Raw genomic sequence first — 23,783 nt, forward strand, 5'->3', positions numbered from 1 at the left:
ATTCCTTAGCGTCCTTAGCGTCTTTGCGGTTCGTAACTCTTCACAACCCTGCCAGCACCTCGCAGCTGCTGATAATATGACTGACTAACTGCATCTCCCTGTTCCGTCAAACAGTCAATTGCAATACCATTTCGTCCCTTATCTTTGCCGGAACTGTGGATGTAATAACCATCTGCCAAATAAAGTCCGACATGAGTTGCTTTTTGGGGAGTGCCAAAAAATACCAAATCCCCAGCCTCTAGTTCTGCTGTACTAATTGGCTGAGTGAATTCTTCTTGCTGATAAGCGTCTCTAGGTATCCAAACACCAACTGAAGCAAACGCTGCTTGCATCAACCCTGAACAATCGTAGTTTGGTGCTACAGTACCACCCCAGAGGTAATAATTTGCTTGTTGCATCGCTTTTTGGGTAAAAACAATTACCTCAGCTAGCAGTTTTTTTATTTGAGATTGAGAAAAAGCAGTAGCTTCATAAGGTACAGTAGCAGATTGTAATAAACTCAAATCTGTCGGCGATACCCATCCTGGATAATCATCCTCACACAAACAGACCTGTAAAGACGCGATTAATCGCGTCTCTACATCATTATCATTTGATGTTATCCGCAAATGTCGCCCTACTGCGGCTTGAGTTGCCAAGCGCGTACATTCAGGAGAATCATATAAGTTTAGGTCAGCAAGACACTGATACTCGTCAGATTTTAGATTAAAGGGCATTCTGCAACAATGATTTTTTTTAATCAAGACGAACAACTAGAAAATCTCGGCTTAGGCATTTTAGAGGCAACTTGGGCACAATTTCCCACTTTAGCCCGTAACCAAATTGCCCTAACTTGGATTGTCTACGATCCGCCGGTACTAGTAAATACTGGTGGTGCTTTAACTCCCAATGCTTTTTGGAACCATTCGCTACGTGGTTTTACTTATCGCGGTGTTGAACGAATTTATCCTGCAAGTGTAGTCAAGCTGTTTTACATGGTAGCGGTAAACGAATGGCTGGAAAAGCAGATGCTTCAGACTTCCAAGGAATTGGAAAGAGCCATGCGGGATATGATTATTGATTCTAGCAATGATGGTACCAGCTTAGTTATAGATATGCTGAGTGGAACCACTTCGGGTCCAGAATTATCGGCAGGACCTTTTGAAACTTGGAGGCATCAACGCAATATCGTTAACCGCTATCTCAAGTCTTTGGGATGGGAAGAATTAGACACAATTAACGTTTGTCAAAAAACCTGGGGTGATGGTCCTTATGGACGGGAACGGGCATTTTATGGAGAAATGCTAGAGAATCGCAACATGTTAACAACAAACGCCACTGCTAAATTATTGCATAGTATCGTTGGTGGGGTGGCAGTGTCTAGTGGGCGATCGCAAGCAATGATGGCTTTACTCAAACGCAGTCTCAACAAAGAAGATTTACCAAAAGACATTGAAGAAGACCAAATTACAGGCTTTTTAGGTGGTGGACTTCCCGAAAACGCGCAAATTTGGTCAAAAGCTGGTTGGACAAGTCAAGTTCGTCATGATGCAGCTTACATTGAGTTACCAGATTTGCGTCCCTATCTTTTAGTAGTATTTACAGAAGGCAAAGCACACGCAAAAAGCCGGGAAATTTTGCCTTTTGTTTCTCAACAATTTGCAGAAGCTATTAGCAATTTAGGATAACCTAGTAGGGGCGCTCTTCTCGCCGCCCCTACTAAAAAGTTTATTCCGTACCCCAAGCACGATGGCACAGAGCGCCGGTAATCTTGCGATCGCACAAGTCCGAAATCGCCTAATGCACTGCTGTAGTAATTATCAGAGAAGCAACTAGAACAAACTTATATAACTAAACCACGGGGACATACCCCAACTCGAACCCAGTCATGATGGCTGGGTTTTTGAGTTTTGATGGTAGCGTTGTGCTTCTTGCTTGACTGCGGTTAGAAGCGACGCAATGCTTAACTGAAAACGACGTAGACGTGTAGCAGCTTTTGTCTTATATCAATAATCTTCTTTCAGCCATAGTACCCAAGCATCTCCTGTTTTGCAACATAATTCCAGTGTTTAAGCTGCAAAGGTCAATTTGAGCTTTTGATTTTCCTTAAGCTCAACATTCTGAATCTTTGCTTTATGTTATCAACTCATGAGGAATGCCTGCTCTTCCTGGAAAAGATTCGTTGGGACGAGAAACCAACATGCCCTTACTGTCAATCAACAAATGCTGCGGCTCTTAGGAAAGAACGGCGGTATCACTGCAATACTTGCTTTACATCATTTAGCGTTACGGTTGGTACACTTTTTCACCAAACTCATGTAGATTTATATAAGTGGTTTCAGGCAATCCGGCTGGTGCTAAACCAATCAAGAAGGATTAGTGTACGTCAGCTTGCCAAGGAGATTGGAGTTAATAAAAACACAGCATCGTATATGATTGCTCGTATCCAGAAAGCTATAAATGATGAGCCAGAATTGCTACATAAGATTATGAATGCACTAGATTGATACAAAGTCAAGAATTAGTAGTAACTCGAATACTTTAAATATTTTCGGATGTGTCATCTATGATTATTTCAAGAATTATCAGAAAAACAGACAAAAACTGGGCTATTTTTACAGCATTATTTCTCATTTTGACTGCTTTGCTAATAGCTCGTTTAATACCTCCTCAAGGAAACGAATTATTTGTTAGTGCTTTTTTTGTATTATTTTCCTGGGATATGGTCAATGCAATGGTTGGAGGAGCAATTGACCAAGCAGTTGAATCAGCCGAGAAGCGAATTACTGAGAAATGGAAAGCCAACACCCAAGAAGAATATCTTAAGAAACAAAATTTAGAATTTCAAGCATGGGTTACAAGCAACAATGTAAGAAGAAGTTATTCACTTTTACAAAATGATAGCGATCTTGAAATAACCAAAAAAAATGCACTTATTCGTGAAGACATTGTAAATGTATTTACCAAAAAGGAGCATCAGCTAACACTAAAAGCAATTTCTTTGAAAGCTTGTATGGATGTTTTAAACAAAAAAAACTTAACTGATGAACAAAAGAAGCAAGATTCTGAACTAACAATCTTTAGAAAAGATATTTATATATACCTACAAGCTTGGTTAATGATTAGTATTAAATATGATAGAGAAATGGAGTCTGAATTAATTAAGCAAAGCCATCCTAGCGAAGAAGACCCAAAAAAACAAGATTATTTAAATGCTCTCAAATTAATCAAAGATAACCTACTAACAGAAGATTCAAAACTTGCCTCTTCTTTTCAAGAAAAATATAAACACGAGGCTATAACAATTATTAAATCCTACCTTAATAAACTTATTGAAAGAATAAAAAAAGAACCATGATGGTTCTACTTGCAAACAAAAAATTAACAGAATTTTATAATTTGCGTACTTGCTCTAATTCTTCGTCTGTTATGGGCATTTCTGCCTCTTTTAATTTGGCAACAAGTTCTTGATATTTAAGTTCGCTGGATACTTGATCAAAATCTTTTGTATTCAAGCTTTCTGAAATATTGTTCTTAGCTTGTGCAATCTTATTTTTCGTAACTAAGTTTTTAGATGGAGTTCCAGGTATAGCTTTTTCAATTGCGCCTAAAATTACAACTGCTTGCCTTAGTATTAGCTTAAATCCAGACCATTCCTCAGAACTAGCCATTGATTGCTTTTCCCAGTAAAAGTGTGCAATTGAAATCATATTTGGCATTTATTAGAATGTCTATACCTTAATCTGGGACAGATGTATAAGCTGGGTGAACGACACAGACAACGTGGGGGTTGTGGATTTAGGAAACAGCGGACGATACTGTGCATTCTGCAAAAGACTATATGATTTATCCTAAAGAGATAGGAAAAGAACCATATGGTTTTGTTCTGCCTGCTGATGATTCTAAATGGATAAAAAGGGAAAAAGAACTAATTCTTAAACTAAAAAACTGGCGTTGCACAAAGAGGGGATGAAGTGCGAACCGCCTTGGCGCTAGCCTCTCCCTTCGGGAGAAGACGCCAAGAGCGCCAAGAAGGAAGTTTTCTAGTAAGCAAAGAAAATAAAATCATCCCGCAAATATGCAACGCCAAAAAGTTTATATATCAAATGCGATCGCCGAAAGTGAAGCTAGAGATTCATTGCGATCGCTTCTACATCTTCTACAGAAAGGGACAAAGCATCAGCCACTTGTTCTCGGTTTAATCCCATACTAAGTAATCGAGGTACTGCTTGTTGTAGACGTTGTTGTGCAGCTTCGGCTTGTTGTTGTGCAGCTTCGGCTTGTTGTTGTGCAGCTTCGGCTTGTTGTTGTGCAGCTTCGGCTTGTTGTTGTGCGGCTTGCGATCGCGTCATTAATTCTCCAAATGTCATAAAAGGCTGACCATCTGGGTATGAAAGTTGCCAGTGTTCACCGGTAACATCAAAATTAATTTGCAACCGTGGACTCACCCATTTTTGACCAAAATCTATCCAGTCTAAACTATACTCACCCCGTAACCAAACTTGTAGTTGATTATTTGCTGGGTTATATATATAGTATTCCTCGACACCGTATTGACTGTAGAATAGCAACTTACGATCCATTTCTACTGATGTGTTGACTGGGGAGAGAATTTCAAATACTACTTGAGGCGGTTGATTTCCTTCTTCCCACTGCTTATAAGAAGATCGACGACCTTTAGGACGATTAAGGGCAACCATCACATCGGGTGCATATTTAATCTTGTTGTTGCCTTCGATGGGATACCAGAACAAATCACCAGCGATGAAAACATTTGGATCATCTGCAAAGAGAATATCTAAATTACCTTTGATCAGGACGATAATTTCAAAGTGTTCTGTATTATTTGCCATCGGCTGACCATCAGATTCAGGATATAAAATCTCCGAAGGTGCAGAAGATTCAATTTGGGAAACCATCGCTGTTACCTCCACTCGTATATCTATTTTAGGCGATACCTAATCAACAGCGATCGCGTCCTCAATTTTTTACCGACGTCTATTGCGTCATTGTCTGTTCAAAAGCATTGTAAAGTACTGTGTTACATAGGTAAGTTTAATTTAAACGCAAAGGTACGCTAAGGGAAGCGCAAAGGTGAATCAGTCGGCGGAGTCGGTTTCCGTCCCGTCGAACTGATGTTAGCGACGCAGGAGCGTCACCCGAAGGGTACGCAGAGTCTTCCTTCAGATTTTCGTTGTATTTAATAACGTAATTTATAACAAAAACTCTGCGTTTAACTACGATTAGCACCTTTACATCCTATTTAATCTCGGAAAAACAAAAGTTGTCACCCAAAATGTAAATATCGGCAAACAAATCAAATGAATTAATAAAACCGATGTTGCTACCCCGATAACTTGCCCTTGAACTCCTATGAGTAACGCAGCAGCAAATATGCCAGTAAATATAATATTCCACCGCAAATCTAAATTAGGTTTGCCAATAGCTACTAACAACTGAGATGCTGCATCTGCAAAAGGTCGAGAAATTGCCGATAAACAAATCATGATCAAAACTGGAATTGCAGGAACCCACTTTTGACCAAAAACAATTGGCACATAAAAAGGAGCCAAGCTAGCTTGTAATAGAACAAAGGGAATAATAATATAGCTAATAGTTTTTAGGCTGTTAAAGTAGCGCTTTTTAAACTCAAACCAATCGGAACGCGCTGCACATAAATGAGGTAAAATTGCTGAACTAACGGCGTTGATAATACTTAAGCTAATGCCTAAACCAGCATTAAAGCCAAAGAAGTATATACCCAGTTCTTTAATGCCGATGAAGCGCCCAACTATGAGATAATCTAAGTTATTTCTGAGAGTTTTGAGTAAACCAACACCGAGCAAGTTTTTACCAAAACTGAAAATTTCTCCCCAGTGCTTGGTGGTGAATTTAGAGTGCGATCGCCAATCGTGAAAATAATAGTATATGATTAGCTCTAGCGGCGCGACTAAAAAGGCTGGCAGCACAAAAGACCACACACCCATCCCCGCAACCGCTAATATAGCAGAAAATATACTCGCAAACGAGTTTTGCAAACTGTCAGTCACAGCGATAATTTTTAAGCGATTTTCTCTTTGAATTAAAGTCTTTTGAATAGCCGAGATGGGCCAAATTAAATAAACAAGTCCTGATACAATAATTGGCAAAAGAATCTGATTATTTTTATAAAACCAAGAAATAGGAAAAGCGGCAATACTCTGGATGAAAAATAAACTGACAAAAATCATCCAGTTTAACCAGTATGCAGAATTACATAAAACCTCTAATTCTTTTTCTTCAGCCTGAATAATTTTTGCCCCAATACCGACATTGGTAAAGGTCAAAGTAAACTCGCGAACTGTCATCACAATTGCTCCTAAACCGTAGTCGTAAGGTGTCAAAAAACGAGCGATGATGACTACCAATCCTAAACGCAAGACTCTGTAGACAATTTCTGTTATACCTAACCAACTAAGATTGCGAAGAAACTGGCTAGATAATTTTTCTTGGAATCGATTAATTAATGAGTCAAGAAAATTCGGTTTCTGTAGATGCCGCTTATTAATAAATGTCATATTCTAATATATGAAGGCAGAGGGTATTATTATTTCGTAGTGAGCGCTAAAGCGCTCAAGCAATAACTTTAGGACTTACGCACTCGTTACCAAAAAACAAGACTTTGAGATTGCTTCCTCGCGTCGCAATGACGGAAATACGTAGTACGTGCGTAAGTCCTCAACTTTTAAGGGCTGAAGCTTTTACTACAATTAATGTTCAAGGGTATTAGCAACCGTACCTAAAATCGAAACACGAGAAGATTTTAATTCTTCTAATGCTTGTTTCAAAGTAGGACGAAGTGCTTTACCTAATCCGCTGACTAATACAATTCCATCTACTTGTGAAAGCAAAACATTGGTATCGAGACGACCTAAAAGATGTGGTGTATCATACACAACTAAGTCGTAATTTGTTTGCGTTCTATCGATAAAAGTCTGCATTCTTAATGAAGACAAAAGCTTTGTGGGATTTGCAGGTATTCTCCCACCAGTCAAGATAAACAAATTATCATCTGAAGGTGATTGCTGAATTACCTTGCTGATATCTATCCCTTCAGAAAGTACTTCACTCAATCCCTGATTGTTTAATAAACCGAATCTCAGATGTATTTGCGGATGACGTAAATCTCCATCTACTAACAATACTCGCGCTCCGGCTTCTGCTGCCATCTGTGCTAAATATGCTGCTACTGTGGTTTTACCTTCAGAAGATGTCGCTGAAGTAATAGCAATTGAGCGAGTAGAAGCCTCCATTTTATAAGATTGAACTTTCGTATAAAATGAGCAAAATGCTTCTAAAAAAGGAGCCGATCTGTGTTGTAAAGATTTAGTCTGATTATCTAGTTCGCGTTCCGGATTGTGTTTTTTAGTTAACTGAACTACATCACCTGCACGCGCCAACTTTTTCAATTCTTTATGGAAAGGAATTACCCCCAATAAAGGCAATTGAGTAGTCTGTTTTATCTCGTCACCATCGTGATAGACATTTTCTAAATTATCGATAACGAAAGCAACTAAAATGCCTAAAAGGATACCTGCAAATCCTCCCAAAAATATGTTACTTGCACCGCTAGGTGAAACGGGCATTAATTGACCGGTTTTATTACGCGGTAATGTGGGAGGCATAATTAGTTCCCAAGGAACTTCTTGTTGTGCAGCATCTACGCGCAATGCTTCTTGGCGATTTAAAAGCTGATTCAACGTATCAGTAGCTGCTTGCAATTCTCGTTGCATATTAGCGTACTGACGTGAAAGTACTGGATATTCAAGAATTTGTTCATTTAATTTAGCTTGAGCCGCATTAGTAGCTTCCAAACTAGCTTCTAGTGACTTAACTTGGTTAGTATTATTAGCCAATTGTTGGATAAGTTCGCGGCGAATAGAATTTTGAAAACCGCCTATTTTGGATGAATCTAATTTGACATCGGGTGCGTTATTTCCTAATGTTAATTCTGCTTCTTTATTTAATAAAGGTATCAGCTTATCTCGTTGGTCGCGCAAAAGCCTGATTGTCGGACTTTCATCTTTAAAACGAACTGATTCTGTAGCAATCTTGGCTTCTATGTCGCGGATGCGAGTGAGTATCTGTTGATATTGAGGTGATTCACTCAAAGCTGAAGCAGCGATCGCTTCATTTTGTGGCATTCCCAACTGACCTTGTAATGAAACAAATAATGACTTTGCCTCAGCCAATTTATTCTCAGTTTCTAACTTTGTCGCTTGCAGTTCATCACGTCTTTTTAACAGTTGTTCCCCTTGTAATTGCGGGTTAAATAAGTCATGCTGCTGTTGAAAAAATTGTAAGTGACCTTGCAACGCATTTACCCGACGTCGCAATTTTGGTACTTGTTCATCAACAAATTTGATTCCCTGACGTAAATTCGTCTGCTGTTGTTCTTGACTGTACTTTCGATAAGCTTGCGATACGCGATCCAAGACAATCTGAATTTTTTGCGGATCGGAATCACGATAGCGAACCTCAATAATTCGAGATTCATCTTTACCTTTTGCCATCCGGTTAACATACAGCGTACCTTCTCGTCCGCTAGCTAGTTTACCAGATACATCATTGCCAACCAAGCGATCGTAGCCAATTTCTGGATATTGTTTTTGCAGTTCTTGAATTACCGGATTTATCAGCTTCGGACTTTTCAAAACCTCCACCAAAGCCTGATAATCCAAAGCAGTAGTATTTTGTCTGCTGATTTCGTTGACATTCTGCTGCAACGTTTGCGAAAGCAAAATCAGTAACTCATTATCAGAAGTTTTTAAAGGTTCAACTAACAGTTGAAACTTCCCTTCATACTTGGGAATACGAGTTGCACTCCAGCCAATTGTTCCTGTTGTAACGATAACTGCCACACTAGCAATTACAGCTACCCTGCGGCGTAAAACTGTAACAATTTGACTCAAACCTTGATTGTTTTCATTGCCTTCAGGTTTTTTCCAAAACCCATAAGATTCTCTTGACAATGAATTGGAATTTTTTAGTTCCGGCAAATCTTCTTCCTTAATTGGCATCTGCGTTCCCATGCAAAACTGTTGAAGATATCAATTTGATAATTCTCTAGGCGCAAAACTTAATTTTTTTTCCAACCGAGGTAGGCAAATAATTTGAAGAGCTACCAATAGCTAGTGTTGCGATCGCCAAAACCTAGATTGCATTGTTGACAAAAAGAGCGAACAGTCAACATAAAGTTACATTGTAGACCCTACATCTTGGATTAATTATGTCTCAAGAAATTGATTTTGGAGAATGAGAGACATTATCTTACCAAATTTTTCTAAAGTCTAGATATCCTCAACATATCTTGTTAACACAATAATGTACTGCGCTTCATCAAAATCTTCATCAAAAAATATTCTTCATGAAGATTAAGTAAAGTTAATCCTAAAATTCTTTTTTCAAGTTAAATTTGGGGACAGAGCCGCATCAAACCGCAACCAGGATAGTATTTTTTCAATTCTACCGCTCTTCAAATCGCCAACTGTGTTAGTAATTACACGTTAATGCATTGATAGTTTATCGCTGACTAGAAATTTGTACAGATGGTAAAATTCTAGATTAGCTATTGATAACATTTGCGTGCTGACTTGTTCATTAAATAACTTTATCAAGGTGCTTTGGGTTAAAGACCCCACTTCTTTGACTGTGGTCTTTAAGTTGGGTAAGGTCGCAATACCAATACATTTTCTTTCCCCTTTCCCCCTCTTCATGAACGGCAGTTTTGGCTAGGCTACTCATGCTATTAAAAGACACTTTTTTCGTTTCAGTAATTTCCTTTTGATAGCAGTACTAAAGTGGAAAAATAGAGTTGTAATGCTTAGATTTACAAGGCTAGTTGAAAAGGCATTTGTTGTATTTTCTCTTTTTCTTTCAACAGCTGCTTTGATACCTGTACTTTTAGAAAGTCCAGATGGTAGTATTGCACAAGACCCTTATAGTCCCTTACTTTTCATGGGGATTTATATGGTAACTTTGCTTTTGCTTGTAACACGACGAAAGAGTTTTTTGCTGGTTACACAAAAGGACTTTTTAATTTGGGTACTGGTAGGAATTGCATTAGCATCAGCAATTTGGACTGTAGCACCAGATATTACGTTACGCCGCAGTTTATTGTTGTTAGGAACAACTATATTTGGGATATACCTAGCTATGCGCTACAGCTTGCGAGAGCAACTACAGTTATTAAGCTGGGCGCTAGGTTTGGTAATTTTACTTAGTATTGTGTTTGCCATAGGATTGCCATCTTACGGTTTGATGAGCATTCAAGAGGGAGGCGTTCACGCAGGTGCTTGGCGGGGTATAACGTCGCACAAAAACCTCTTAGGACGGTTGATGGTTTTGAGCAGTATGGTGTTTTTATTTGTGGCAATTTCTGATTCTATTGCTAATAGTAAATACCGCTGGCTGCCGTGGATTGGCTATGTTCTTTCCATTGTTTTAGTAGTTCTTTCAACATCAAAAACTGCCATAGTTGGGTTTGTGGTATTGATGATAATTATGCCGTTGTATAGAACTTGGCGGCGTAATTATAACCAACTAATACCGATAGCGATCGCTCTCATTCTTGTAATCGGAAGTGCAACTATTTTGTTTGTCGATAACTTACCCTTCATCACCAGTGTATTAGGGAGAGATTTGACACTCACAGGACGCACAGAGATATGGAGTACAATGCTTGAACTCATTCAAGAACGTCCTTTATTAGGCTACGGATTCAATGGCTTTTGGAGAGATTGGGATAGCGATGTAACTGCCTATCTTTGGCGTACACTTCAATGGGAATGTCCCTACGGTCATAACGGCTTTATGGATTTATTAGCCGAATTAGGTATATGCGGATTAGCTGTATTTTTATTGAGTTTAATAACAGCTTATATCCAAGGAGTACGCTGGTTAAGAATTACCAAAAATGTCGAAGGACTATGGACATTAATGTATCTAAGTTTTTTGGTCATTTATAACATCAGCGAAAGTACTTTATTAGCTACTAACAGCATCTTTTGGATACTATATGTATCCACAATTTTCTCAATGGCTATAGAGTCAGAGCAAGCTCAAATTTACAGCTATGCGGCTGTAATGGCAAAAGAAAAAGAGCCAAATTTTAGATAAGGAAAAAGAATGCTAATTTCAGTATGTATAGCAAGTTATAAACGTCCTGAAGGATTAAACCGCTTGCTAACTGGTTTAAATCAGCTAACTTTTAACAAGTGTGAAACTCCAGAAATAGAAGTAATTATTGTTGATAACGATGTCACTGGTTCTGCGAGTAAAGTTTGCACAAGTCAGCTGCTTAAATTCAAATGGAAAATGAAATATTTCATTGAACCGCAGCGGGGTATTTCCTATGCGAGAAATAAAGCGATCGCCTGCGTTAACAAAAATGCCAACTTCATCGCTTTCATCGATGATGACGAAGTTCCTCAACCATCTTGGTTAGATGAACTTTTATCAGTTCAGCAAACACATAATGCAGACGTAGTAACCGGACCAGTATTACCGTACTTTATCAAATCAGACGTACCTAACTGGGTTATCCAAGGTAAATTTTTTGAGCCACAACGTCACCCCACAGGACATCTACTCAAAGTTGCATTTACCAACAACGTCCTAATTCGCTCCTCAATTTTACACGACATAGATAAAATTTTTGACGAGCGTTTTGCACTCTCCGGAGGTGAAGATTCCCACTTTTTCATGCGCCTTTACCGTGCAGGATATAAAGTAATATGGGCAGATCAAGCCTTAGTTTACGAGTGGATACCCGAAAGCCGAACCAACATCAAATGGATACTTCAACGCGGTTATTTAGGTTGGAGCAGACACAGCTTTTGTGAGCGAGAACTTTACCCTTCAATCATCCTACTCACCATACGCATCACCAAAGGAATCGCACTAATTGCTCAAGGATTATGCTTCATCCTTCCCTCTCTTTTCTTCGGACAGCATCAATTTATTAAAGCATTATTACGTATTTACAAAGGTGTAGGAACACTCGCAGGTATCGCCGGAATGCGCTACGAAGCTTACAAAATAACTCAAGGAATATAACCAAACAAACTTGAATCTAACTCTTCAAAAATAGATTCTCTCCTCCTTCCTTGGCGTCTTGGCGGTTCGTTAAAAAGGTGCATCTCAACTCATCTTTTGTAATTGTGAGAAACCAACTCTTCAACACACCTCATAAATTAATAACTTACACGTAGTAAGCGTTGAAACGCTTATTTAAGCACTAAAGTGCTTACTACCTAAAAACTCCCAACTTTCCCAATGAAAATATTATACTTAACAACCGTCCTTCCTAGCAAAAAAACAACAGGCGGTGAAATTGCCTCACAGTCATTTATTGATGCTCTTCAACATAATAGACATGAAGTCTTAGTTATCGGATATCAACGCCCAAACAGTATTCTCAACCCAAAAAACAATGAAATACCCATTGCCAAAAGACACATAGAAACCCAAAAATCCCGACTTTATCCCATGCTTTGGATGAGTTTAGGACTATTAAAAAATCTTCCCTACTCCTCAGCCAAATATTATTCTCAAAAATACATCAATCAACTAAAAACTCTTTTAAAACAAGAAAATTTTGACATTTTCATCATAGATCATGCCCAAATGGGCTGGTTAGTGCCTTTCGTTAACAACAAAGCCAAAATTATATTCATCGCTCATAACGTTGAACATGAAATATATCTCGCGCAATTAAAAAACTCTCAAAGCCAAATATCACAACATATATATCAGCGAGAAACTGACCTCATCAAAGATATGGAAGATAATTTGGCGAAAACAGCTACACAAGTTTGGACATTTACCGAAGACGATGCAAGCTATTTTTTAAACCTCAATAAAGCAACTAAATCCTTTCATTTACCTTCAAATTTAAAAATATCACCACATCAACCTACAATCAAAAACTTTGATATAGGTATTATCGGTTCTTGGACATGGAAAGCTAATAAATTAGGACTGAATTGGTTTTTAGAAAAAGTTTATCCGCACTTACCCACAAACTTATCAATTCACATAGCTGGGTTAGGTGCCGAATGGTTGCGCGGAAAGTATCCTAATATCAATTATTGCGGTTTTGTCCCCAGTGTCCAAACATTTATGACACAGGCAAAAGTGTTAGCAATTCCCTCTATTAGTGGGGGTGGGGTACAGATAAAAACTTTGGATGCGATCGCTTCAGGTTCTCCTTTAGTAGCAACACCTACAGCATTACGTGGCATATCTGAATATCCCTCTTCAGTTATAGTTGCCGAAAAGCCAGAGGAATTCGCTAATAGTTTAGTTCAATTATTAACTTTAAACACAATACCAGATATTTGTGCCGATGCGATCGCCTGGTCAGAAAACCGCCGCTCGAAATTTTCTGCGGATATTATTTATGCCATAAATCATCTTTAATACATTAACAATATATCAATGCAAAGACTCAAATTAATACTACAAAGAAGCTTCATAGGAAAAATTTTCATTGGCTTTATCTTAGTTTTACTGTCTACAAATCTCTACCTTTTTTCGCCACAATTCCCCAGCAGCACAGAAGCCGCAGTTACTAATATTATCTTGCCCTTATCTACTCGCGGTTCTCAAATTGTTGACACCAAAGGCAAAATTGTCATGCTGCGCGGCATCAACTGGTTTGGTATAGAAATTAACACACATGCACCTCACGGTCTTTGGAGCAGAGATTATAAAGACATGCTGGCTCAAATTAAAAGTTTGGGCTACAACTTCATCCGCTTACCCTATTCCGTAGAAGCTCTGCGTTCTCCAAACATCAGCGGTATCAACTTTTCCATCGGTGCAAATAAAGATTTGCAAGGCAAAACCCCCCTTGAAGTGATGGATTTAGTAATTCAAGAAGCTCAACGTCAAGGGTTGCTGATTCTGTTAGATAGTCACTGTCTTAAAGATGATCATATTTCCGAATTATGGTACGGTGACGGATTCACTGAGAAAGACTGGATTGACACTTGGAAGATGCTGGCAAATCGTTACAAAAAATACACCAACATCATCGGAGCCGATTTGAAGAACGAACCCCACGGTAGTGCTAGTTGGGGAACTGGAAACCAAGCCACAGACTGGCAATTAGCAGCAGAGCGGGCAGGAAATCAGATTCTCAGTATAAACCCAAATTGGCTAATTCTCGTTGAAGGAATAGAGAAAAATGTGCCTGGTCAAAAACAGTCAAATTACTTTTGGGGTGCAAATTTAGAAGGTGTCCGCAAATATCCAGTGCGTCTGAAAGTAGCCAAAAAGCTAGTATATTCACCCCACGAATATGGTGGTTCTAATGTGTCGTGGTTTGCAGATCCAATATTCCCAGCAAACTTATATCAACGCTGGGAAACTGGATTTAATTATATTGCCACTCAGCGTATTGCCCCGATTTTAATTGGTGAATTTGGTGGATATTTTGTAGATAACAAATCAAAAGAAGGAATTTGGCAACGGTTTCTTGTCGATTACATTGCTAAGAAAAAGTTGAGCTTTGCTTATTGGTGTTGGAATCCCAATAGTAAAGGTACTGGCGGCATTTTGCTAGATGACTGGCGAAATATAAATGCTCCCAAACAGAAACTTTTGAACAAATTACTGAAATGACTCATGAAACTCATACGTAAATTCAAATAGCTCTCAGTCCGCGTAGGCGGACTTTGTTTGTGTAGCCGCGACTTCCAGTCGTTAGGCAACAGTAAAAAATAAAAATATAGGAATTTAACATGTCGAAAAATACCAAAGCACGCCTTTTAATTGTCTCGATGAGAGACTTACATTCTCAAGCTTTTCGTTCTGCTGAATATGAATTTGAAGATGCAATTTGCACTTTTGACTATGCTGATATGCTGACACCTGAATTTGCATCTGGTTTCTCTGAGCAAATAAATAAAAAGTTAGCAAATTACGCGGGATTAACTGTAGGTAACGGCAAGCTTTTGAAATCAGGTTGCCAAACATCAACTATAGAGAAAGAATATGATTTATTATTTTTTATCTGCCAGCACTTTTGGGATATTACCTGTATAAATTCAATAAAACAATGGCGAGAAAAGAGTCATAAAGCTGTTTTATGGATAGATGAAATATGGGCGAAAGAAGTTTTAGAACATAAAACTAAGCTTTGTCTGGAAATTGTCAAAGATTTTGATTATATTTTCACGACTCAAGCGAAGAGTCTTGATGCGATCGCTAATCTAGTTCAACGCCCTTGTTACTCTCTACCTTATGCTGTCGATGCAATAAAATTTTGCCCTTATCCACATCAACCTCAAAGAAATATTGATGTTTATAGTATCGGTCGTCGTTCGCCAATAGTACACAAAGCTTTAATAGAACTAGCAGAAAAAGATAATTTTTTATATTTGCATGACACTCTCAAGGGTTTGCAAATGATGGATTATAAAGAACATCGAACTTTATATATTAATCTAATTAAAAGAAGTCGTTATTTCATCGCTAATAAAGCCAAATTTGACAGCGTTAATCAAACAGGTAATCAAGAAGAATTAGGTTCTCGCTTTTTTGAAGGAGCCGCAGGTGGAGCAGTAATGATTGGAACTCCTCCAATTTGTGAAGCTTATACTACATACTTTAATTGGCAAGATGCGGTAATTGAAATTCCCTATAATGCTGCTGATATAGGTGATATCATAGCAGAACTTGATGCACAGCCCGAACGCATCAAGAGAATACGTCAAGACAATATTATTAACTCACTATTACGCCACGACTGGGTATATCGCTGGAGCCAAATATTAGATAAAGTCGGACTCGAACAGACACCAGAAATGTTATCTAGACAAGCTGATTTAAAGAACCTAGCCCAATTACTAATGCAAGCATAAACTAGCCTAAATAACAGATTTACAAAGTATTTAGCCCGCGTAGGCGGGCTTTGTTAGTGTAGCCGCGACTTCTAGTCGCCAGGGTTAATTACAACCTATCAGCAGTTTTCCAAATTCTTCTGTCATCTTTACGGTCTTTTTTCAGAAACAACTTGAATTTTTGTTTCAAAAGAAGTAGAAAGAAAACAACATCATCTACTAAATATCTTTTCCACAATCTTTTAGGTTCACTTAATAATCTAAACAACCATTCTAACCCTACTTCACTCATCCATTTAGGCGCTCTTTTCACATTGCCGGCTTCAAAATCGATAGTTGCCCCTAATGCCATAAATATTTTGATAAATGGCAAATTATGTTTGTGCTTGTATATCCACTTTTCTTGTTTTGGAGCACCAACACCTATCGCCAAAACTGTGGCACGCGAATTATTAATCATGTCAATTATGTTTTGACATTCTTTTTCATCATGTTCAAACCCAAAAGGCGGAGAATATGTAGCAATTACCATATTTCTGCCGATTTTTTGATTTATCTTATTTTGAGCCGTAAAAGCTACTCCTTTACCTGCTCCTAAAAGAAAAATCTTTATTTCTTCATTTTTCTTATGGTAATTGTAGAAAGCAGGAAATATGTCGGAACCTGAGATTTTTTCTTTGATTGGTGTTCCGAGAAATCTTGAAGCATAAATCAGGATTTTACTGTCACAAAGGTTATAATCACTAATGCTGTATGCTTGCAAAAATTCTGGATCTTTTTCGAGTTTGATGAGATGATCGACATTGGGCGTAAATACTACCCCCGATTCTAAGTTTTCTAAAAACTCTCTCTTTGACAAGTTGTCAAATTCCAAGTTCAGAATTTTAACTTTTTTCATGGTAGCGCCCAGTACGTGATAACTTTCAACTTGTTCACAAAACAAACAATATACAGTGAAGCGTGAGGAGAAGTTTCACTTCTTCAATATTGTTCTTTTAATGTTCCGGATTTTCTTGGTCTAGACATTTGTCATCAGATATAAATACATTAAATTGGCAATACATGAAAGCCATTTAGTAGCAGTTACATCAATTGTGGATAAAGTAAATTAGGGGCAATATCTAACAATCATGCAAAGCTAGCTGGCTTACCCCGAATCTGCTTTATCACGAACAAAACTAGAACATTTAACCACACAATGTGTAATGTGAGAAACTAATTCAAAACCAAGTAAGTTGAGGAGCAATATAATTTTGGTTGTAATTTACCAAATTTTTGTCGTAGATAAAATTTAAGCTTACAGGAAATTTTATAACGATTTCAATTTGATAATAAATAATAGCTTAACATAAAATATAAAAAGATAATAGTAGCTTCACTTATTTTTTATGAAAAAAATATTAAGTTCAGTAGGTATAAAGTTAAGAAAAGGCGGAATTTTCTGGAATTTATCTGTTTTGACTTGCAGAAGTTAGGCGATCGCGAAGATGAAAAATTTGTAAAGCACAGTCCAGAGACTGGCATAGTCGATTAATGTAAAACTACTGCAATTTTTCTTTGTCCAGCTGTGCCGGGCAAAAACAACAGCCTTCTCAGCACTGTTGCAGTTTCATGCTCCGGCATCACCTCTCCCAACTGCCGTAGAAACTTTCAGAGCATGGAATGTCTTTACTCCCTATTTTCAGAGGAATAAGTATAGTTAATTTTTGTCAAGCGTAAAATTCAGGTTATATTACTTGATTTTCTGGTGTCAGATATTAAATACTTTCTACCCAATTAAGTATGTATGAATTGATTTTTTGGTGTTAAATTTTGAATATTGCCAAAAGTTGACTCAAACAACGAAACTGATTATGTATTCTGGCAATATTATTTGAGGAGTGAATGTGAGTAATATTTTTTTTCGTAAACGTGTTTTTTGCCTGACCAGTGCAACTGTGGCAGTTCTAAGTAGCGGCTTATCTGCTGTTGCTCAGACAGTACCAGCGGTTCAACAATCAACTCAGCTATCCACAACTGAAGTGTCGGTTGACCAAAGGAGTGCTGGGGTAGAGACTCAAAGCCAAAACTTCTCTACTGTCTCAGAAGACAATCCAGTTTTGGTATCAGATTCTACAACTTCGCCACAGTTCCCAGGCATCACTACAGAGGAAACTGCTAATCCAATAGTCACGCCGGTTCCCGGAACAACGTCAACTTCATCTGCGGCACTAGCTGCCCAGTACCCACAAGAGCAATTTCAACCATCTTCACCTAAATTTGATTCTCAGGTGGCACAAGCGGATATTAATCCGGGTAGACCTACCCGTGGTGGCAGTAGCTATGTTGGTATTGCTGGTAACATTGGTATAAGTGGTGGTGACTCCGCTCTCGGCGACGGCAATTTTATGGTGATTAGCAAAATAGGATTGTCAAATGCCATATCAGTGCGTCCGTCGGCTGTGATTGGCGACAATACTGCTTTTTTGATTCCCGTTACTTACGATTTTTCCTTCCAGCAAGCATCAGATCCATTTAGCGAACCATTACCGATCGCTCCTTATGTTGGAGCTGGTGCAGCGATTAAAACTGGGGATGACACTCAAGCCGCCTTTTTAGTATCTGGTGGTATTGATGTACCTCTAAATGCTCAATTTACGGCAAATGCTGCTGTAAATGCCGCATTTTTTGATGAAACTGACATCGGATTGTCCATTGGAGTTGGTTACAACTTCGGTCGTTTCTAAATCTAATTGAGAATTGGGCAATGGGCAAGGGAGGAGGCAATACGGTTCGGTTAAGGTGCATAGTCCTTAAAGATCCCCCATTATCCCCCTTTTTAAGGGGGAAATAGAGCTATTCTTAGCCCCCCTTTTTAAGGGGGGTTGGGGGGATCGAGTCTTATCCGAACCCTATTGAGGGAGGAGGGGGAAACGGGAAAGGGGAAATTACCAATGCCCCATGCCCCATGCCCCATGCCCCATGCCCTAATTTTTATTTAGGGCTAACTTTATCTATCGTCTTGATTTTGCCGTCGTCACCAACTGTCCAAACATCGTAAACACCGACCACATCGCCATTTGCGTCAATATCTACGTTGCCACTAGCTCCCTGATAGTTGATTTTCTTACCTTCAGCGAGTAACTTCAGTCCCTCGCAGACATCAGCAACTTCTGTACCTGGACCATTGGCAACTTCACGGATTTTGCTGGCTATGCCGACACCTGTATTATCTTTAGCGGATTGCGCTGCCAATGCTAACAAAGCGGCTGCGTCCCAAGCGTGAGCAGTATATGGTGCTGGTGGAGATCCTTTTTTGGATTGCCAAAGTTTGGTGAAAGCATCTAATCCTTTACCATTGGAACCAGGTACGGTACCGATCGCTCCACTAACAATATATTTACCATCGGCAGCTTTACCGACTCTATTCGGGAAGGTATCTGACTTGGTGCCATCTGTCAACATAATCTGTACTCCCTGAGCCAGACCTTGCTGATAAGCAGTTTTTAGTAGTAAACTAGCAGTCTCTTCATAAGCTACGACCAATACGGCATCCGGTTTACCGGCAAAAGCTGCTTGAGCTTCGGTATCAAAAGTGGTGGCTTTGGGGTCGTAACGGGTGGGGCTGTTTTTGTTAACTACTGTTCCACCTAATTTCTCAAAAGCTTGGACAAATGCTTTTTCAAAGCCTACACCGTAGTCGTTATTTATCACAACGGTAGAAACTTTTTTGAAGCCTTTTTTATTCGCAAGTTGAGCCAAGGCTAATGCTTGGTAGGTATCGGGGGGAGCAGTACGCGCCCAATAACCTTTATAATCTCCTTTACCTGCCTTTTCGGTAAACACCGGGCTAGTACTACCTGGAGAAATCAACATTACTTTATTGGGTGTAGCGATGGAAACTGCGGCTGTAGAAACGCTGCTGGCAAAAGACCCAACTACACCACCAACTCTATCTACGGTTGCCAATTTCGTCATCCCCGCAGCACCGGCTCTAGGATCGGTTTGGTCGTCTACTGACACGAGGGTGACTTTTTCGCCATTCACCCCACCACAAGCGTTAACTGTATCCACAAGTAAGGGAACAGAACCCACCATTTGCTGACCGATGGAAGCTAAGTCCCCAGTTGATGGTAACAGGGAACCAATTTTCAGTCCTTTGCCATTACTCGCTGTGGTAGTTGAACTAGCTGGGGAAGTAGTTGTGGTAGTAGTGCTAGTAGTAGTTGTAGTGGTTTTCGTACAAGCTGCCGCGAGGAAGCCAGATAATAAAGTAGCTAAACTTAGGGCTAAGGCGGAATTGATTTTTTTCATAAATTACTTTCACTCCTCTGATTTATGGGAGCCTGAAAGCATTATTCTAACTGGATTATCAGTTTAGTTTTATCTGACAGAACTCCCGATGATAAATAATATCATCATCCTTTAGAGGTAAAAGTGTCTGTCTCTAGGTGGATAATTTCTACAGCTTTGGTAGAGATTTGTAGTAAGCGCTTAAGCGCTTATCTTAGGCACTGAAGTGCGTACTACGAAGCTCAATTCAGACTGGAAAAACGGAGAGGGAGGGATTCGAACCCTCGGTACGGAGTTGCCTGCCGTACAACAGATTAGCAATCTGCCGCTTTCGACCACTCAGCCACCTCTCCAGGCTCACGATTATTGATCTTATCAGATTTTCAAGGGTGAGTCAAGGGGGAATTTGTTATTTGTTGGATAGTTGATGGTGGATAGTTGATGGTAGATGGGAGTTGGGGGTTGGGGGTCAAAAAATACTATTAACTACTAACTACTATCCACTATCGACTAACTACTATCAACTACCCTTCTAAAGTTAGAGGACTTGCGATCGCAGCCAAGCTACTGGCAAACTGCTTAACTTTTTCCACTGAGGGACGTAGGCGCGTTGACTGAACACATCATAATTGTTACGTTCAATTACATTTAAAATGCGGCTGTAATGCATCAAAGATGCCCACACGGGCAAACGGGCATCGGGTGATAAGTAACATATTCCCTTTTCTGCTTTAATATAATATTGGCGTGCCCTGGCAATTTGAAAACCCATGAGAGAGCGCCAGCGCTCATCTACAACACCTTTCAACAAATCTTGTTCAGTGTAGTTGAATCGCGCCAAGTCTTCTTGGGGAATGTAGATTCGTCCTCGCCTTGCGTCTTCCCCAACATCCCGGAGGATGTTGGTGAGTTGGTGGGCAATTCCTAAAGTGATCGCTTCTTCGGTGGGAATGTATGTCGGTTTTTGGCGATTCCACGGCGCTGTGTTGGCGTTCGCATCAACTCCCATCACTGCCGTTGACATCAAACCGACGGTGCCTGCTACACGGTAACAGTAAAGGTATAACTCTTTAAATGTTTCATAGCGGCTACGGTATAAGTCCATACGCTGACCGGCAATCATATCCCGAAAGGGTTGAATGTCCATTGAGAAGCGCTGGATGGTATCTACCAAAGCCACATCGAAATTTTCAAGAGCGCAGCCGCTAAAAATAGATTCTAGCTGCTGTTCCCATAAATCTAAGGTTTCCGGCGTAGTCATAGCAGCACCTGGACCATCCACCAGTTCGTCTGTTCGGCGACACCAAGCGTAAATTGCCCAAATAGCGGGACGCTTTTCCTTACTCACTAACAAAGTGCCAAGGTAAAAAGTCGTGGAGTACTTTGCTATAAGTTGGCGACAAAGTTTATAGGACTCATCCACAGAGACCAGCGTTTTCATGCGCGCTTTGGAATCAGGCAGTTGCAGCATTCGTTGCAGGCGGTCGGGTTGGCGTTTGCAGGCTTGAGGAATTTACCTCCGGGTGTACTTCCGAAATCGCCTGCGCTGTAAGCTTACCAGAAAGCACGGCACCTTCCATACTTCCTAAGTAACGTTGCATTGTGTAACTGCCTGCGAGATAGAAGTTACTTATCGGGGTAACTTGGGTGGGGCGGTATTGTTGGCGACCAGGTATCGCTGTATAAACCGATCGCGGTGTCTTAACGACATGATATTTCAGCAGTTTTGCTGGATTATCTCCCCCTAAGTCGTCAGGAAAGAGTTTTTCCAGTTCGACAAGGGAAGCGCTGACAATTTCCTCATCGGATTTGTCGATCCAATCTTTCGCGGGTGCTAAAACTAATTCCAGCATTGAGCGATTGGGATTGGCGTATTCGCGGCAGGTGTTGCTCATATCAGCATAAACGCTGAGGAGAGGCGATCGCGAAAATAACAAGTGGTCTATATCTGTCAGTTTGCGATCGAACCACAGATGCAAGTTAATTACTGGCACACCTGACAATCCTTCAAGCTTTTGGAAAAACTCTATTTCCTGCCAAGGTTTGGGTAACATCACTTTCATTACATCCACTGACATTGCCGAAACATATAAGTCAGCGGTAATAATTTCATCTGCTGCGCCATTCAAGCCTCGAATTAAGAACGCTTTGACGCTCCCGTCATCGTTTAGCATTATCTCTTTCAGGGGCGCATTTAACCGCACTTCGCCGCCACCAGAGGTAATATGATCTACTATCGGTTGACACAATCGCTCGGTAGGAGAACCATCCAAGAAGGCAATCTTAGAGCCATATCGTTCTTGGAGAAAGCGATTCAGTGCTGTTAATAAAATTGTGGCGGAAACTTCATCCGGATTGATAAAGGTCAACGCTTTGGATGCAGCGATAAAAATATCACTATTCACCCGTTCGTCTACACCTTGCCTTCTCAGCCACTCGATAAGAGTGTACTTATCCATATCTTCAACATACTTTTGACCGCGAACCACGGCTGGGAGTAGCCCAATGGCGAACTTAATCTTCTGCTCCCAAGTCAGCATGTCATTATTGCGAAGAATCGCCATGATCACGTTGAAAGGTGCCGGAATATCCGGAACATCAAAACGTGAGAGGGTTCCTGGCTTTTCTGGCTGATTGAAAATTAGCGTGTGCTGTTTCCATTGCAGCCGGTCTTCAATTCCTAACTCTTTGAATAACTGAAGCATATTCGGGTATGCTCCAAAGAAAGCGTGCAATCCGGTTTCGTACCAGTCGCCGTCTGAGTCTTTCCACGCTGCCACCAAGCCACCCAATACGTTTTGGCTTTCCAAAACAATTGGTGTGTGTCCTGCGTCCGTGAGATATTTCCCGCAGGAAAGTCCTGCTAAACCCGCACCAGCGATCGCTACTCGCATTTAACCTTACTTTTCTTCAATATTTCTTAACCGTTTTCTCGTTTTTCATTATACGTTGCAATCCGTTACATTTATCATCCCTGATCGCGATCGTCTGTACTTTGTCAAAAATTTTCAATCTTTTACGGCTCAACTGTAGCTCTAATGGACGATCGCGATCGCTCAAATCTCCAGAACGATTATCGGTAATTATTTGTGCCGTTTTCTGACGACGTATTCACTTGGACTTTCGACAAAACAGCAAAATCCCCGCTTACAGCAAGTTAAAGCAGAAAGCCCATCGGTGCGTCTTTGCCTGGGATGAATGCTTTTATTGTTCCCAATCCCCATTATTTTCACCTATCCACCTCGTGACGGGTGAAAATCATTACTCTGCTTGGATTGGCAGGTTTTAAATTTTTTATTTAGTTCTTCATTAAAATTTATTTGTTTGAGTTATAAATTATTCAAATTATTCATCCCTGAACTTTTTGGGACTTTTGCCACATCATAGAAACATGAAAACCTTGCCCATTATGCTTCCTACCTTCTTGGAACCACTGATTATTAAATAATTTACTCTGAAAGTATATTTGCTATACCTAAGCTGGAAAAGCTGCTAAGGGACTTCAAATTTGGTTTTGTACTAATGACAACTTTTATTTGAAAAAATACTACACATTCATTCATCATTATTATCTCTGAATAACTGATTTATTCAGCAAGGATGAGCATTTGCGAGATTGATAACTTTACGGCATTGGTAAAAATG

Annotated in this window: 18 protein-coding genes and 1 tRNA gene; 9 read left to right on the forward strand and 10 right to left on the reverse strand. The window is 39.7% G+C overall.

Translation table 11 applies throughout. The features are described 5' to 3' along the window. Positions 1-14: 14 nt before the first annotated feature. A complete protein-coding gene (locus TOL9009_RS0128350; RefSeq protein WP_029636659.1) occupies positions 15-716 on the reverse strand; it encodes a C40 family peptidase in 702 nt (233 codons plus the stop codon). Between the two features lie 9 nt (positions 717-725). Between TOL9009_RS0128350 and TOL9009_RS0128355 the strand changes: the two genes are divergently transcribed. The 3 genes from TOL9009_RS0128355 (at position 726) to TOL9009_RS0128365 (ending at position 3,337) form a co-directional block, all read left to right on the forward strand. Further along, positions 726-1,667 carry a serine hydrolase gene (locus tag TOL9009_RS0128355; RefSeq protein ID WP_029636661.1) on the forward strand — a complete coding sequence of 314 codons (942 nt, stop codon included), beginning with the start codon at positions 726-728 and terminating at the stop codon, positions 1,665-1,667. A gap of 447 nt (positions 1,668-2,114) precedes the next feature. After that, positions 2,115-2,486, forward strand: a complete 372-nt coding sequence (locus TOL9009_RS0128360) for a transposase (protein ID WP_029636663.1) — start codon at positions 2,115-2,117, stop codon at positions 2,484-2,486. A gap of 59 nt (positions 2,487-2,545) precedes the next feature. Continuing rightward, positions 2,546-3,337, forward strand: coding sequence for a hypothetical protein (locus TOL9009_RS0128365; protein WP_029636665.1), 792 nt, complete (start codon positions 2,546-2,548; stop codon positions 3,335-3,337). Positions 3,338-3,371: 34 nt separating this feature from the next. Here TOL9009_RS0128365 and TOL9009_RS0128370 read toward each other — a convergent pair whose 3' ends face one another. The 4 genes from TOL9009_RS0128370 to TOL9009_RS0128390 all read right to left on the reverse strand — a co-directional run bounded on the left by TOL9009_RS0128370 (position 3,372) and on the right by TOL9009_RS0128390 (position 9,038). Continuing rightward, the gene (locus tag TOL9009_RS0128370) at positions 3,372-3,689 is read right to left on the reverse strand and encodes a hypothetical protein (protein ID WP_144238359.1); all 318 of its coding nucleotides are present in this window, start codon (positions 3,687-3,689) and stop codon (positions 3,372-3,374) included. Between the two features lie 417 nt (positions 3,690-4,106). Beyond that, a complete protein-coding gene (locus TOL9009_RS0128380; protein ID WP_029636669.1) occupies positions 4,107-4,898 on the reverse strand; it encodes a Uma2 family endonuclease in 792 nt (263 codons plus the stop codon). Positions 4,899-5,231: 333 nt separating this feature from the next. Next, positions 5,232-6,536 (reverse strand): lipopolysaccharide biosynthesis protein, encoded by a 1,305-nt coding sequence (locus tag TOL9009_RS0128385; RefSeq protein WP_051503053.1) that lies wholly within the window; start codon positions 6,534-6,536, stop codon positions 5,232-5,234. A gap of 192 nt (positions 6,537-6,728) precedes the next feature. Next, on the reverse strand, positions 6,729-9,038 hold the full coding sequence (locus TOL9009_RS0128390; RefSeq protein ID WP_038297731.1) for a GumC family protein: 2,310 nt from the start codon (positions 9,036-9,038) through the stop codon (positions 6,729-6,731). 799 nt (positions 9,039-9,837) lie between these two features. On the opposite strand from TOL9009_RS0128390, the gene TOL9009_RS0128400 reads away from it, so the two are divergent. From TOL9009_RS0128400 to TOL9009_RS0128420, 5 genes are all read left to right on the forward strand, one after another. Next, complete coding sequence (locus tag TOL9009_RS0128400) at positions 9,838-11,136, forward strand: O-antigen ligase family protein (RefSeq protein WP_029636673.1); 1,299 nt, start codon at positions 9,838-9,840, stop codon at positions 11,134-11,136. Positions 11,137-11,145: 9 nt separating this feature from the next. Continuing rightward, positions 11,146-12,075 (forward strand): glycosyltransferase family 2 protein, encoded by a 930-nt coding sequence (locus TOL9009_RS0128405; protein ID WP_029636675.1) that lies wholly within the window; start codon positions 11,146-11,148, stop codon positions 12,073-12,075. A 219-nt stretch (positions 12,076-12,294) separates the two neighbouring features. Continuing rightward, positions 12,295-13,440 carry a glycosyltransferase gene (locus TOL9009_RS0128410; protein WP_029636676.1) on the forward strand — a complete coding sequence of 382 codons (1,146 nt, stop codon included), beginning with the start codon at positions 12,295-12,297 and terminating at the stop codon, positions 13,438-13,440. An 18-nt stretch (positions 13,441-13,458) separates the two neighbouring features. Continuing rightward, the gene (locus tag TOL9009_RS40770; protein ID WP_038296665.1) at positions 13,459-14,646 is read left to right on the forward strand and encodes a glycoside hydrolase family 5 protein; all 1,188 of its coding nucleotides are present in this window, start codon (positions 13,459-13,461) and stop codon (positions 14,644-14,646) included. Between the two features lie 119 nt (positions 14,647-14,765). After that, positions 14,766-15,887 (forward strand): glycosyltransferase family protein, encoded by a 1,122-nt coding sequence (locus TOL9009_RS0128420; protein WP_029636678.1) that lies wholly within the window; start codon positions 14,766-14,768, stop codon positions 15,885-15,887. A gap of 88 nt (positions 15,888-15,975) precedes the next feature. Here the strand turns inward: TOL9009_RS0128420 and TOL9009_RS0128425 are convergent, their stop codons facing one another. Continuing rightward, positions 15,976-16,764 (reverse strand): WecB/TagA/CpsF family glycosyltransferase, encoded by a 789-nt coding sequence (locus tag TOL9009_RS0128425; protein ID WP_029636681.1) that lies wholly within the window; start codon positions 16,762-16,764, stop codon positions 15,976-15,978. Between the two features lie 988 nt (positions 16,765-17,752). Here TOL9009_RS0128425 and TOL9009_RS0128430 point away from each other — a divergent pair. Further along, positions 17,753-18,592 (forward strand): hypothetical protein, encoded by an 840-nt coding sequence (locus TOL9009_RS0128430; RefSeq protein ID WP_029636683.1) that lies wholly within the window; start codon positions 17,753-17,755, stop codon positions 18,590-18,592. Positions 18,593-18,839: 247 nt separating this feature from the next. Here the strand turns inward: TOL9009_RS0128430 and TOL9009_RS0128435 are convergent, their stop codons facing one another. From TOL9009_RS0128435 to pds, 4 genes are all read right to left on the reverse strand, one after another. Next, positions 18,840-20,159 carry an ABC transporter substrate-binding protein gene (locus TOL9009_RS0128435; RefSeq protein ID WP_029636684.1) on the reverse strand — a complete coding sequence of 440 codons (1,320 nt, stop codon included), beginning with the start codon at positions 20,157-20,159 and terminating at the stop codon, positions 18,840-18,842. Positions 20,160-20,399: 240 nt separating this feature from the next. Beyond that, positions 20,400-20,491, reverse strand: a tRNA-Ser gene (locus TOL9009_RS0128440). Between the two features lie 185 nt (positions 20,492-20,676). Continuing rightward, a complete protein-coding gene (crtB, locus tag TOL9009_RS0128445; protein ID WP_029636685.1) occupies positions 20,677-21,609 on the reverse strand; it encodes a 15-cis-phytoene synthase CrtB in 933 nt (310 codons plus the stop codon). After that, positions 21,593-23,032, reverse strand: a complete 1,440-nt coding sequence (gene pds, locus TOL9009_RS0128450; RefSeq protein WP_029636687.1) for a 15-cis-phytoene desaturase — start codon at positions 23,030-23,032, stop codon at positions 21,593-21,595. Before pds ends, crtB begins: the two co-directional genes overlap by 17 nt. Between the last annotated feature and the right edge of the window lie 751 nt (positions 23,033-23,783).

The organism is [Scytonema hofmanni] UTEX 2349 (assembly GCF_000582685.1).
Lineage (GTDB): Bacteria > Cyanobacteriota > Cyanobacteriia > Cyanobacteriales > Nostocaceae > Hassallia > Hassallia hofmanni.